Source organism: Singulisphaera photorubra (genome assembly GCF_045290345.1).
Classification (GTDB): Bacteria; Planctomycetota; Planctomycetia; order Isosphaerales; family Isosphaeraceae; genus Singulisphaera.
Map to the genome: position 1 here is coordinate 8521834 of NZ_CP155447.1, position 15425 is coordinate 8537258.

The window sequence follows — 15425 nt, forward strand, 5'->3', positions numbered from 1 at the left end:
CCCCTCCGAACTTCCCACGACCGAGTCGGGGGTTCCTCACTGCGCTCCGCGGCGCACGATTTCCCGCAACTGGCTTGTCATGTCACGAACTCTTTTCGGGACAGCACACCGAAGCGGATTGCCAGCGGCTGAGGGAGCGGGAACTGCTCCAGCAACCGGGAGAAGCGATCCCAGGCAAGATCGCCGGCGCGGCATCGCCGTGACAGCCAGTGCCTCCAGATCCGGGTCGACTCATGATGGAACCGTAACCACGCAGTAAAGTTGCCCATGTTACCACCTTGGGCGGAATGGGCCCGAAACGCCTGGCTCAGGGGATGGTGCCGTAGGTTGCTCTCTCCCTTCTCCTGGTCCTTCAGAACAACGCAGGAGTAACCTTCGCGGAGAACGGCGTGAAACACGATCTGGTGATCGCGGGCGGGTGTGCGCCGTTCTCACGCAGCAGAGTCACAACAACGGCCGAAACGGCTTTCGCATCCTCGGCGACGACCTTGGCAACGAGTCGCGGGGGCACCCGTCCTTCTCGCCCATGACGGCCCCGGTCAAGACAGCGGGAAGATCGGGCTGAAGAGTTGTCGTCACGCCTACACGTGAGTCATCTCCGAGGTGCGTTAATCGGCTGTGGAGACTCGTTTTATAACCCGCACGGGAGAGTTACACAAGAATCCATTGACTCACCCAAATAATGCTTGTTTGCGAATTCTTGCGCAAAGAGGCTTGCATCTGCTTTACGTCAAAGAATATTCTCTGCTCCAGGTCAGATTAGAGGCGGTTTACTTGACGTTGAGATTCGCTTAGCGTTAACTGGTACAGGTCATCAATTGTCAGACCATCGGCATGCCTCGTGAGCATGAGAGGATCGTGCAAGGGCGAAGTAGCCCCTCAGGTCCGAGCCCATGCCGGGTTCGATGATTCATCCCCCCACCCGATATTTGGGAGCATTCCCTCCATGTTCCTTCTCCCTCCGTCTCCTTTCGTCGCTCCCCTCGCTCGCCTTGACCTGTCTCCGATTCCCGGGGTGACGGCACGAACCCGATTTCGGCCGTAGGGGCGAACCTTGGCTCGATTCACTCGTTGCCTTCGGGGCTGGTGTCTCGGCCACGAGGCATAAAGGTCTCCTTGCGGAGTACGTCATCGGTCGTATTGCGTGCTTCCACGCCGTGCTCACACTCCGCCCGAAGTTCTCTGCCATGGATTGATGACCTGGCCGAGTCGTGGCCTTTCACGCTCCTGTGTGGGCGTGGCATGATCGCCCGACCTGCGTGGCGAGCCTCGATCGTAAGCGAGCACAACGTTCTTTCCGGTTCACTGTCACTGTCGGTGTCTGAGGCCTTCGATCGAAATCGGTCCCCTGGCCGTTTTCTCCGGTTGACGACGAGATCTCGAAGCGGGCCTTCATCCAGGAATCACATCATGTTTCTCCCCCAGCTGGCGAGGATGGCCCACGGGTTGCTTAAGAGTCGCCAGCACCGACGACTCACCCGGCGCACTGCGCGATTGCGGGAGTCCACTTTGATTCGGTTGGAGGCGGCCGTCGAGCGGCTGGAGCGCCGTGAACTCCTGACCGGCCCGACGATCGACGTCGCCGTGGCCGCCGGCCTGCTGTCCGACCATGCCATCCGGTCGATCACGACCGTCACGCAGGGCATCCAGGCGCTGGATGACGGCGGTGATGGGATGCTGGATCTCGCCCAAGCGATTCACGGGCGCCTCGATCAGGACAATGGAACCGGAGCCACCGCCTGGTTGGTGAGGTACGACGTCAACCAGGAGGGCGGCCAGGGGGTGATTGACCTGGACGACTCGATCCTGCCGGCGGCGTCAGCGGCGGGCCTGAGCGGCGATTTAGTGGTCTTATTCAACTGGGCGCCGGAGAGCCAGGAGGTCTCGAGCGGCTGGGCCGAGGCGGCCGGCGACGCCCTGTTCAACCTGATCGCACGGCTCGACCCGGTGCTCGTCCAGCCCGTCCCGAGCCCCGCCCCGAAGCTGCACCTCATTGGCCACGGCTCCGGCGCGGCGGTCACCAGCGAGGCCGTGGAGCGGCTAGCCGGCCTTAAGATCTCCGTCGACCAGGTGACTTACCTCGACCCGCACGACTTTGTCCAGGACGGTCTGCCGTTCGACGAGCCGCAGCGCCAGTCGGTGCTGGGCCAGCCGGCTGGCTACGGGGCCAGCGCCTGGCAGTCCGTCGCGTTCACCGACGTCTATTACCAGACGCGCGGGCAGAACGGCGTGCCGGGCACGGCCGACGACGTCCTGGTCCCCCGCGGCCGGCCGATCCCCGGTGCTCACAACGTCTTCCTGAACGGCGTCCTGCCGTCACCCGGCGGATACCTCCCGATCGACCTCATCGGCGATCACCGTTGGGTCTGGTCGGACTTCTACAAGGATACCGTCACGTTCTCGACCGCCACGACGGGATTCGCATTCGCCAGCAATCCCGGGAGCCGTCCCACCACGCCGCGGTTCTTCAGCAATCCCATTGACGGCGAGCCGCAGGACCATCGCTACTCCGACCCCCGCTACGTCGACCAGGGGACCGGACTGCCGAGCGCCAAGCTCTCGACCGAATTCGGGCTTACCCCGTCAGGCTTCGCCGCGAAACAGTGGACGCCCGAGTGGGTGCCCGCGATGATCGTCAACGGCGACTTCGCGGCGGCCGGGGACGAGTTCATCACCGACGGGCCGATCCCGGCCCCGCTGGGCAACTACTATCTCGTCGAGCCGAACAACATCGTGCCCGGCTGGTCGCACCACGGTGGCGGCGGCGGGGCCCACATTCGCTCGGAGGGGGGGGCCTTATTCCCCAACTACTTCCTGGAGTTGAAGGCGTCGGCCGACCCCCAGGAGAGCTGGCGGACGCACAATAACCTGTTCGTGCCACGGCAATCGGGCACGTTGCACCTCGTCTTCGACATGCAGGTGACCCGCCCTAGCGCCAGCGACCGGCTGGAAGTGGTGCTTGGCGGTGAGGTCCTCGCACAGGTCGAGCTTTCGAGGGTCGACCAGGGCTGGCACACAAAGTGGCTCTCCGTCCCGGCTGCCTTGCAGGGCCTTTCGCCCTCGCTGACCTTCCGGCTGGCCGATGCGAGCGGCCCGATCGAGTCGACCGTCCGCGTCGACAACGTGCGGTTCGAGAGCTTTGACCGCGACGAGCTGAGGCAGAAGATCGAGACCGCGAAGCTCACGTCAGCGATCAAGGGGGTGACGGTCATCACCCATGGGTTCCAGGCCTTCGGCTCGGCGGCTGAGGGCGACGGGCTGCGGGGCATCGCCGATGCGGTGCTGGCCTCGGCCGGAATGGTGGGACGTAAGGGCTGGCTCCTGGACTATGACCTCCCCTACGAGGGGGGGATCGGCTACTTCGACACCCACCAGTCGATCATCGACACGGGGGCTGGGGACATCGAGCTGGTGCTCCTGTACGACTGGTCGGCCGAGTCGAACGAGGCGTCGCCCGGCTGGACCGAGGCGGCCGGCGACGCGCTGTTCAACTTGCTGATCGATACGGGCCTGATCGACCCGCGACAGGGTAAGCTGGGTGACCCGCTGGACGACGCCAATCCGATCGAGCTGCACTTCATCGGCCACAGCCTCGGCGCCGCGGTCACCAGCGAGGCCGTGGAGCGGCTGGCCCACTACGGCATTGGGGTCGACCAGGTCACCTACCTGGATCCACACGACTTCTACCAGCTGCCGATGCCGGACATCCTCCAGGGACAAGCGACCCTTGGCGCCCCGGTCGCCTACGGGGCGTCGGTCTGGAACAACGTCGCGTTCGCCGATGTGTACTACCAGACCCGGGGTGAGAACGGTTCCAGCGTGCCCGACCTCGTCGTGCCGCTCGGCCGGCCGATCCCCGGGGCCTACAACGTCCACCTGGCCGCCGAGCTGCCGGACGATTTTGCCGGCAGCCCGTACGCATCAAACGATCCTTCCGGCGACCACTCCTGGATCTGGAACCAGTTCTACCGCTCAACGGTCCCGGGCACGCTCCCGCCGAGCGTCCCTTCGGGCGATCCGGCCTTGCTGGCCATCCATCGGGGTTATCGCCTGAGCCGGCTCGGGGCGATTGCCGCCGGGCTCAACCTGGAGACCGTCCGCGCGGCGCACGCGTCGAACTTCTACGGCACCGACGTTGCCGGCAAGCCGCAGGACCACACCTACAGCTCACCACTTTTGGTTAACCCGGCCTTCGCGGGCAACCCGAACGTGGCGGGGCTGGCCTACCTTGGCCTGACACCCGAGGAGGTCACCTTCGCTGGTGGCCTCGACGACAAACATCGAGGCTGGGGACCTGTCTGGGATCCGTTCCAGGTTGTCAACGGCGGCTTCGACGCCCCTGGTGACGAGCACAACCCTGACCTCCAGGGGATCACCCCGGCGATTCTGCTCGGGCAGCTCCCCCCCTTGCTGGAGCGGAACATCATCCCCGGCTGGTCGCACCACTCCGGGCGAACTGACCGCGGCGAGTCGGCCGGCGCGGGCACGAACCCGGCGGCGGTCGGTTCCGGGCAGGCGCATGTCGCGGCCCTGGCCGGCGACCTCCTGGGCGACTACTTCCTCCGGCTGAAGGGCGCCACCGACCCCGCCGAGGCCGTGCGCACGCACAACGCGGTCTACGTCGACCCGGACGCGCGGTTCCTGACCTTCGAGCTCCGCCGGTTCGCACCTGGTGCAGGGAACCGGCTCGAGGTGCTCCTGGGCGACACCGTGCTCCGGACGGTGGTGTCGGCCGACATGGCCCAGCTCGCGCTCGATGGGGCCGACGGCTTCTCCCGCACGATCCGAGTCCAGATTCCCCAGGCCGACGCGGCTGGCAAATCGCTGCGCGGTCGGTCGCTGCCGATCACGTTCCGCATCGTCAGCGACGGCGGCGCGCCGCTCCAGTCCGAGGCGTGGGTCGACGACGTCCGTTTCGAAGGTCTGAATGTCGCGACAGTCCACGAGTTGCTCAAGGCGGTCTGGGTCACCGGCGTGACAGTGGTCACGCACGGGTTCCAGGCCTTGGGCAGTGCAGCCGACGGGGACGGCATGATGCCGCTGGCGCGCGCGATTGCCTCTCGGGCCAACGCTTTGCCGGACCGCGATGCCTGGCTCCTCGACGTCGATATCCCGGGCGAGGGCAAACTTGCCGCGTTCGACCCGCACCCGCTGGAATCGGGCCTGTTCGAGGTGCCCCTCGCACCCGGCGGTCAGGTCGAACTCGTCGTGCTGTTCGACTGGTCTCCGGAGTCGAACGAGTTCTCCGGCGGCTGGACCGAGGCGGCCGGCGACGCGCTGTTCAACATGCTGGTCGGCATGGGGGTGGTCAACCCGGCCACGGGTGAGACTCCCCCCCTGCACTTCATCGCCCACAGCTTCGGCGCGGCGGTCACCAGCGAGGCAATCGAGCGGCTGGCCGCCTACAAGGTGCCCGTTGATCAGGTGACCTACCTCGACCCGCACGACTTCGACCAGGGCCTGCTGTTCGACGCGAAACAGAGCCAGAATGTAGTCGGCCGTCCCTCGGGCTACGGGGCGGCGATCTGGAGCAACGTCGCGTTCGCCGACGTCTACTATCAGACACGCGGGGCGAACTCGCTCCCAAGTCTGTTGCGCGACGCGCTGCCCGGCCAGATGGTGCCCGACGGGCGGCCGATCCCCGGAGCCTACAACGTCTTTCTGGACGAAGACGACCTCCCCGAGGAGGACGCGTTTGGAGTCGCGTACGCATCGGGGAACTTTTCAGGTGACCACACGTTCGTCTGGAGCGACTTCTACGCGTCGACGATCACCAACGCGGCGTTGTCGACCGGGTTCGCCTTCAGCCGAATCGCCCGCGCGACGAACCCGGTTGTCACGCTCCCCGCTCGCCAGTTCTACGGGCCGGGCCAGGACCATCAGTACACCCCCTCGGCGATCCTCGCCGAGACCGACCCGGCCCGCCGGTTCGAGATCACCCAGGGCCGCTGGGCTTTCCAGTGGAACAGCCTGGAAATCGTCAACGGCGACTTCCAGGACGCCGGCGACGAGCATTCGGGCATCCCGCTGCTCGATCTGAACGACCTGGACGCTCTGATCGCCACGTTGCCGGCGGCTCAGAGGCAGCAAGCGCTCGCCTACCGCAACGACCTGGTCCAGGCTCAGGCCAGCTTCGGCGAGCACAACATCGTACCCGGCTGGTCCCACCACGGTGGCGGGGGCGGTGCCCACGTCATCAAGGACCAGGCCACACCGGGGCAGTTCGCGCTCGAGTTGCGCGGCCCGGCCCAGAGCCCGCTGGGCGCTCTCCTGGGCGCCTTGGCCGACGAGCTGACGCTAGGAGCGGCCGGGGCGCTCGTGGGCAATCGCAGCGAGGCGGTCCGGGGCCACAACAGCCTGTTTGTGCCCGCGACCGCCGGCTTCCTCCGGTTCGACCTGAGAACGTTCGAGACGAGCACCGACCTCTTCCTGGTCCGACTCGGCGGCGAGGTCCTCGGCACGCCGGTCGACCTCAGGCAGGCCGCCAACGGCGCGAAGCAGAGCACGCTGGTACTGGCGATTCCCGACCGCTTGCGGGGCCAGACGCAGGAGCTGAGTTTCGAGCTGGTGCCGCTGAACCCGCTCGGGATCGTCGCCGGCCGGGTCTGGATCGACAACGTCAGCTTCACGCCGGCATACGCCGGCCGGACGGGCGACGTCATTGGCGTGGACCTTCGCAAGCAGGCCCCGGGCTCCAGCTTCGTGCTGACCACGGTCGGCGGCCAGGCCGTGCCGGCGGGCGCCACGCGGATCGACTTGCCGCAGGGGACGATCCTCCTGCCGGAGCATTTCGGCGGCCAGCTATTCGCCACCTCGGGCGTGCTCTACTTCCTGCCGAACCCCGATGGGCTGAATATCGGCGACGGCAACGTCTGGCCGGGCTTTCAGGGGATTCTGAATGGCACGATCCTGGTCGACGGGCAGGTCCGGCCCCTGGAGATCGCCGTCCTCGATGGCTACTCGCCGACGGGCGCGAACCAGGTCACGGTTGGCGCCGGTGCGCTCGACATCTACCGGGTCCAGCAGCGTCTGCGCTACCTGGGGTTCCCGGGCTACTCGGCTCCGTCGTTCGATTTCAGCGGCCGGACAGGCGACGTGATCCCCGTCAACCTGGCGTTGGGAGGAGGGAGCCACTTCGAGCTGGTCAGCGTGAATGGCCAGCCCGTGAGCGGCCAGGCGGTCTCTTCGCTGCTGGGTGCGGGCGGGGTGTCACTCGGCCAGGTGGTACTCTCCGACCGGATGACCGGCGTGCCGTTTGCTCAGAGCGGGCGGCTCTACCTGATCCCCAACCCGGACGCCGCGGAGAACCTCGACTCCGACCCGCAACGGGGCTTCCAGGGGACGATCAGCGGCCAGGTCAGGATCGACGGGATTCTCGTGGACTTCAGCATCGCGGTCGACGGTGGCGCCTCGCCGTTGGCGGACCCGGGCACGGTCAACACGACCCGCGAGATGTACGAGGTCCAGCAGCGTCTGCGCTACCTGGGCATCCCCGGTTTCGCGGGCGACTCCACCACGCCCGAGAGCCGCACGGCCGCCGTCGCCCTGCCGGTTGTCGGTGACCAGGGCGGTGCGCTGCCGGCTGAGACGGCGTGGGCAATCGGCCTGTTCAACGCCATCGTCGCGGATGCCGCGGCGCCGATGCCGGTCGTTGCGGCCGCGAACACGTTCGTCGGGCTGGCCTACCTCAATGCCCCAGCGGGCTCGCCGCTCTGGACGGCCATCGACACGAACGTTCAGGGCTTGTTCCTCTTGCCGGGCCTCGAGGGGGGCGACAACCCGGAGGGCTCGGCAACGATCTGGGCGCAAGAGGTGCTCCAGGCGGCGTCGGCGAATTGGGTCGCTCGGCGGGCGCTGAAACTTGACTGGAGCGGGACCAACCTTGCCCTGCGCAGCGCCAGCCTCAATCGGGGCGGCGGGTATCCACCGTACCACACCAACGAGCTGCTCGGCAGCCACCAGACCGGGCTCGACCTCGACTTCGAGACGGCCGCCACCAACGACCTGACGGTCCCCTTCTACCGTACCCACACCGTCGGGGGCGTGCGGTACATCGCCGCCCGGACAAGCGGCGACACGGCGGGCGACTCCCATGTGGTGGCCCGCCTGGCCGACGGGAGCTACGTGGCCCTCCCGCTCTCCGGCCCCCTGTCCACGGCCGTGGTGCACGACGAGTCCGTCTATTACAATGCCGATGTTCTTAATCAGATCAAGATCTACCTGGTCGACAACGTCGACGCGGACTACTCGCTCGAGATGGTCCGCGCGCAGATCGAGTCGTTCCTGTCGCCTGACAAGTCGACCGGCCTGGTAACCGCGTCCGGAGCGGCGGTGCGGGTCATCTACATCGATGACCCACGGCTCTGGAGCGACGGTGGCTTCGCCGGCATGGTGCGCTTCTCGGGCGCTCAGTACGCCACTCCGGTCCACGACCTGAACGCGATCGGCGCGAAGGGCCTGGGGGGCGTGTTCCACATCGATGTGGCCCGCCCGGCGGCCGGCGCCGCGCTCGCGCCGCCACCGACTGCGCTCGGTGGATCGGGCGTGGGCCCACTGGCCATTAATGGCCAGCTCGACGCGCCTACGCAGTGGGCCATGGGGCTGTTCAACGCGGCCTTCGCTTCCCCGGCCGTCGTCCACGACCCGCACGCGACCACGGTCGACGTCTACCAGATCAACGCCGTCAACGCGCCTCACTGGGTGCCACTGCCGACGACCGGCGCCGGCCTGGACGCCAGCGGCCTGGGGGCCGGCCAGGGCTACGGGACGAGCTGGCTGGCCGAGGTGCTTGCCGCCGGCCTGATTCAGTGGACGGCCGGCTCCGCCACCAACCCGCCCCTGTTGCTCGTCCGGGCCAGCACGCAGACCGGCGGCGCGGGTTCGGCGGACGACTCCGACCCCCGGTACGATGCCGGACGCGACCTGACCTTCAAGGATGCCACCGACCCCACGAAGAACGCCGCCGAGCAGGCCCTCTTCCCGGCCCTCGTCGTCCCCTACGTCGTCACGGTGACCGACACGCCCGGCGAGTTCGTCGTCCATGTCGCCCCGCCCGCGCCGGTGATCGCCCTTGGCGCCAGCGCGATCGCGGGGATGGCCGATGTGCTCGACGGGCTGGCCCTGACGCTGGGCGCACTCGGCGGCCCCGCCGACACCGGGCCAATCGCCGGTGATTCCGTGTTCATGGCGGGCTTCGGGAGCCAGCCGGCCTCAATCAACGCGTTGGGCCAGCCGCTGCCGGTCATCGGCCAGTCGACGGCCCAGTCGTTCGGGCTTGCGAATCTCCTGCAGCAAGGCTTGGTGCTGCCGGTGGCGCACTACCTGGCCACTGCCGGAACGCCGACCTCGGCCGGCCTGACCGCGGTGCTCGCCGCCCTGGGCGGCTCCCTCGGCAACGCGACGTTCACGGTGGCCCCGGGCTCGGTCTCGGGGGGCCTGGTTGGCGCCGGGGACGAGGCCAAGCTCGAGTACCACGTCACACTGCAGACGACTTTGCACCAGTCCCTGACGCTGGACCTCGCCGCGGCCGGGGCTGCCCTCGGACTCCTGTTCGAAGGGCCCCCTCCCCTGGTCGACGTGACCCAGAGCTTCGTGCTCGACCTGACCTTCGGCTATGACCTGAGTCCTGGCCTGGCCGCCGACGAAGCGGCCTATGTCCGGTTCTCCAGCCCGGAGGCCATCTCGCTCACCACCGACGTCCCGGCCCAGGCACTCGCCTTCGGCCTCCAGGTCGGCTTTCTCGGGAACATTCAGGCCCAGCTCGCCGGGCTGACGATGCACTCGGCCGCCGAAGTCCAGCTCGTCAACCCGGACAATGACCTGGAGGGGACGCTCACGCTCGCCGAGCTCAAGGCGACGCGCCTGGGCGTCGCCGGGGCGATCGAACTCGTCAACAGCGCCGGCGGCACTCTGACGGCGTTGGCCTCGCTCGGGACGTTCCACACGACCGGCCACCTGGCCCTGGGGGTGGACCCGGCGACCGGCCGGCTGAGCCTCACGACCGACGCCAACTTCAGCGAGCTACTCAATTTCAATCATGTGAGCGCCGCGACCATGGTCGAGGCGCTCGACGGGGTCGGCACGGCCCTGGGGCAATACGCGTCGCTCCTGACCACCCCGGTCCCCTTCACGTCGCAGTCGCTCGGTGAGATGCTCGACCTGGACGGGGCCTGGGCCTCGTCGGTCGGCGGCCAGCTCCGTGACGCGGCCGGCGCCCCGGCCTTCCGGACCGCCCAGGGCCTGGAAGCACTCTTGAAGCAGCGGGTTCACCCCGACATCGTCGCCGATTACGATCCGGTCACCGATCGACTCACTTACCGCCTGATCGCCACGCCGGCGCTCGCGCCCGTCACATCCACTGTTGCGCTCGCCCAGAATCTCGCACCGCTGGCCGAGGTGAACGCCCAAGGCCAGGTCACCCTGACGCCGACGGTGTCGATCACGGGGGGCCTGGGCCTGGACCTGACCACGGAGGACACGGCACCCACGCTCGACGGCTTGCGCGTCAGCGGCACCGTGATGGTGAAGGCGCCGGACATCGATGCCCTGGCCCGTTTCGGCTTCGTCGGCATCGCGGTCGTCGATGGCCACGGCGGGCTCGGTGGCGACTGGGCGTTGCAGGCGCAATTCACCTCCGGGCCGGTGAACGTCGAGCTGGGCGCGACCGATCCGTTCGCGGGGACGACGCTGACCCCCGAGTTCTCGGGGCAGGCGCTGCTGGTCTTGCCGATCGTTGTCACTCCGGCTGCGGGCGGGGCGGCACCCGGCGCCGCGCCTCGGATCGAGGTGGTCTGGAGCGACCTGTCCGACCCGGCGACGCTCGAGGTCAGGCCCCATGACCTGGGCAACCTCACCGACCTCGATGGGCTGAGCTTCCAGTCGGTGCTGAGTGCCCTGCGGGCAGCCGTCACCTACCTCCAGGACCTCCAGCAGTTCTCGTTCCTGAAGCAGAAGCTGCCCCTGGTCAACCAGAGCATTAGCGATCTGCTCGACACGGCCGACGCCCTGGCGCAGAAGTTCGACGCGCTGGCCCAGAATCCGGCAGGGGCCCTTCAAGAGCTGGAGCTCGCGATCGAGGAGGCCATGGGGCTGGTGCCCGACAGCCCGCTGGTCTCGGTCACGCTCGACGGCAAGGCCCTCAAAATCGACATCAAGCTGGAGCAGATCCTCTCGCAGAGCAACGAGTTCTCCCTGGAACTGACCGAGCTAGTGGCCGCGCTACCGGCGGGCCACCCGGCCCGCGCCCTGCTGGCCGGTATCGCCGGCCTGGTCTCTTCTCAGGCCAGCGGGCGGCTGGACGTCGACGCGCGGAGCACCCTCGACCTTCACCTGGGCGTCGACCTCGACCGCGCGGGCAGCCGCTACCTCCAGCCGTTCGTCTACGATACGACCGCGTGGGGCCTGTCCCTGAAGGTCCAGGGCACGGGCCTGAACTTCACCGCCTCCGTCGGCCCGCTCGGGGTGGCCGTCGTGGGGGGCTCGGCCGTGCTCGACGCCGACGGCGCGGGCCCGAGTGTCGACCCTGCCCGCTTCGACCTGACGCTGACCGACAACGACGGCGACCACCGGCTTTACCTGGCGAGCCTGCCGTCGCTGGGCACCATCGCCCAGGTGGCCTTCGTCGGCGGCATGCATGCGAATCTGCCGCTCTACTTCCCCACGGTGAGCAATCCGCTGGGCGGGTCGGCCGTCGACGGTTCGGACCCCGACGCGATCCCGGACAACCAGCTCGACGTCCGCATCGGCGACCTCACGCAGGTCGGGGCAACGACCCAGATCGTCACGCCCGACATCGCCGGGGCGGCCAGCACGGTCTTCCTACCCGATCCCGCGGCGCTGAGTGCCGGGCTCGACGGGCTGCTTGGCGGCGCCTGGGACCTGTTCAAGGCCAACGTGCTCGACACCCCGCTGCCGCTGGTCGGCCGGGAACTCGCACAGACGGTCACCTTCCTGCAAGACATTCGCACCCGGGTCGTTTCCGCGTTCGCCGGCTCGGGCGCCTTGGCCGCCAAGGCCGCCCGCCAGTCCCTCTTCGACGGCCTGGGGCCGAACGGTATCGGCCTGCTCGCCGACCTCAACGGCGATGGGCAGATCACCCTGGAGGACGTCCGGATCCAGGCCGATAGCGGGAGCTTCGACGCCGAGTTGAAGCTCACCCGACCGCAGACGTTACTCAGTAACGGGCTGTCCCCCCAACTCGGGGTGCCCGCGCTCGGGTTCGGCGTGGGCGGGGCGGTCAACGTCCTGGAGCAGTTCTCCGTCAATCTCCACTTCGGTCAGGACTCGCAGGGGTTCTACGTTGCGTCGGGCGACTTCCTCGCGGGAGTGCTCGACGTCTCGGCTGCGCTGACGGCCTCGCTCGGTGGGGGCATCGCCAACGTTACCGGCCAGGCGAACCTGGTGCTCGACCCGACGATCACGCTGACCACCGCGCGGCCCGACGGTCGGCTCCGCTTGGCGGAGTTGACGGCCGCCTTATCCGACCCCGCCTCGCTCCGCCTGGCGGGCCGGTCGGACCTGGCGCTCCAGTTCGACCTCTCGCTGCTCCCCTCGCTCCCGATCCAGTTCAACGGGCAGTGGCACTGGTCGATCACCAGCACTGGTACGACCCTGATCCAGGAGAACTCGGGACTCGACCCCGACAGCCTGCTCAATTCGCTGGCCGTCGCCGTCGATGCCGGGATGGCGAAGCTGCAAGGTGCTTCGAACTCGCTGGCCGCGCTCGTGCAGTCGGTCCCCTTCACCGGCGCCGGGCTGGCGGGGCGGCTCCGCTCGCTGTCCGACGATGGCCTGTCGTTTGACCGCGGGACCCAGACGGCACACCAGTACCTGGCTTCCCGCGGCTTCCAGGTGATCTCGGTTGTCACCCCGCAGCAGCTCGTCGACGCCCTCTCCGCCGGCACGGCGCTGCCGCAGGATCTACTCCAGCTCCACTTCACGCGGACCGCGTCGCAGGCCGACCCAGCCCTTGAGGTGGGCGGGACCAAGACGCTCGGTGGGCTGGGATTCCAGCTCGGGGGGCGGCTCGACACGACCACGGCGTTGGCCTTCGACCTGAACTTCGGGGTGGACCGCAGCGGCGGGATCTATGTCGTGGAGGGATCGCGCATCGCGGCCAGTCTCGACCTGGCCGGCAGCCTCACCGGGCACCTCGATCTCGGCGGGGCGCTGGACGTGAGCCTGGCCGGCTCGGGCCTCTTCGACGCCGACGCCACGCTCTTCCTGGACGACAAGGACAGCACGGCGCAGGAGCGGATCTACCTGACCAGCCTGGGCGATCTGTCCTCCGCGCTCCGCACCACGCTGGCGGGGCGCGTGGACGTGTCGAACCTGACGGTCACGACCACCGTGCCGCTGCTCGGCGACTTCAAACCGTCACTGAGCTTCAGCGGCAATGCGGACTACGACCTGGCGACCGGCCAGGGTACCTACCAGTTCGACGACCAGAGCCTGCGCGACAGCCTCGTCCGGCAGGTCGGCAAGGGCGTTCAGAAGCTCGGCGAGAGCGCCCAGGACCTGGCTCGCGGCCTGCGCAACGTCCCACTGATCGGCGAGTCGGTGGCCGATAAGCTGGTCGGGCCCATCGCCTCGTCGCTGGCCTTCAACCCCGGGCAGACGCCCCTGGCGACCTACCTGATGCAACGGGGAATCACAGTCAAGGCGTCGATCACCACGGCCGACCTGATCAACGGGAACTACCTCAACAAGGAGTTGCTCGAGATCCGCTTCGAACCGGCGGCGGCCACGATCAACCTGGCTCAGTTCACCGCGCCGCAGAAGACCCTGGCCTTCGACGCGGCAGGCGTCAAGACCGGCCTGACCCTCGGGGGGAGCCTCAGCATTACCCCGCGGCTCGACCTGGCCGTCACCTTCGGCCTGGACGCGCAGGGCGGTCTGTACGTCCGCGAAGGGGCCTCGGCCGGCGCGGCGGACGCCTCGTTCCTCAAGGCGTCGGTGCCGATCACGGCACGGTTGACCGGCACGGCGTTCGTTGGCAAGCTGATCGACCTGAAAGCGACGGCCGATGCGAAATTCAACGGCGTCGGCCTGAACGTCGTCCTGGACAACTTCAACGGAGTCAGCCGCGAGAAGCTCTACCTCTTCGATTCCGCGGCGAGCGACGGCGGCCACAGCATTGACGACGCCTTCCTCTCCGGGGCGAACAATACCCAGGTGGGCACGGTCGACCTCAACCTCTCGCTCAACGTCGACAACCCGGCCAAGACCATGGGGGGCGTCGTCGGCAGCCTGGTCGGGGCCGCGATGCAGGCCTTCACCTTCCAGGCCAACGCCCACTACGACATCCCCAACGGCACCGGTAGCTTCGCCGTCACGCAGTATCCCAGCTTCGACTACTTGAAAGACAAGTTCCTCCAGCAGTTCGTCGGCGACCTGGAGCGGTACAACCCGATCCCGAAGGATCTGCGTGAGGTCCTCACGCAGCCGATCTCGCTGCTGGGCAACAAGAGCCTGGTCGAACTCCTGGGCATGGGCTCGGCGAAGATCCTGCTGGACCCATCGGGGATCACCACTGCCAGCCAGGCCCCGAACCAGCATGGGGTGAAGGTCAACTTCGACATCCTTCAGCCTCAGAACATCGTCAGCATGCTGACCGGCCAGCCGGCCGACCTCGTCAGCCTGGACATCGACTACACGTTCGGCGGCGCGCTCGACCCGATCAAGCTCTTCGAGGCGCCCCTGTTCAGCTTCTTCGGCGTGCTCAACGTCACCGGCGAGCTGTCGATCATCCCGGCCTTGCGGCTGATCGTCGACATGACCGCCGGCCTCGACACCACGGGGTTCTACATCCGCGAGGCGCCGAATATCCTCAGGGCCGAGGGCGAATTGACGGCGCAGCTCACCTTACACGGCAAGCTGCTGATCCTCGACCTCGTCCAGGTCCGGGGCCGCGCCGGGCTGGTCCCGTACGGCGAAATCGGGCTGGACGTACCCGGACAGGACGGCAAGGCACGCGCCAAGGACCTCTTGAAAACGGGCAACTACGTCACGACCATCGGGCTCGACCTGAAGCTTGGCGTGGGCGCGGAGATCGGTCTGATCGACCTGGGCCTCTCGGCCTCGGTCGACAAGGACTTCTTCTTCCATCTCTACAGCACCTCAACGGGGCGGAGAACCCTGGGAGCGACGCGCTCGCGTCGTTCAAGAGCGAACTGCTCAAGAAGGCGAACTCGCTGGTCAATAAGCTTGCCAATCCTGCTCAGCTCATCGCGGACGCGGCGGGCCGGGCCGCCGACTGGGTCGGCGACCGCTACGGCGAGGCCCAGCAGGCGGCCGGAGAGCTAGGCCGGCAGGCCGGCCGCGCCGCCCAGGATTTCGCCAACTCGGTCGACGACGGCCTGAAGCGGTTTGATCGAGAAGTTCTTGGGCCGATTGCGAATCGACTGGCCGCCGTGGGCGAGAACCTC

2 protein-coding genes are annotated in these 15425 nt (G+C 67.8%); one reads left to right on the forward strand and one right to left on the reverse strand.

What is annotated here, in order from left to right:
* Positions 1-77: 77 nt before the first annotated feature.
* A complete protein-coding gene (locus V5E97_RS32005; RefSeq protein ID WP_406695603.1) occupies positions 78-398 on the reverse strand; it encodes a hypothetical protein in 321 nt (106 codons plus the stop codon).
* 1012 nt (positions 399-1410) lie between these two features.
* On the opposite strand from V5E97_RS32005, the gene V5E97_RS32010 reads away from it, so the two are divergent.
* Complete coding sequence (locus V5E97_RS32010; RefSeq protein ID WP_406695604.1) at positions 1411-15303, forward strand: hypothetical protein; 13893 nt, start codon at positions 1411-1413, stop codon at positions 15301-15303.
* Positions 15304-15425: the final 122 nt, after the last annotated feature.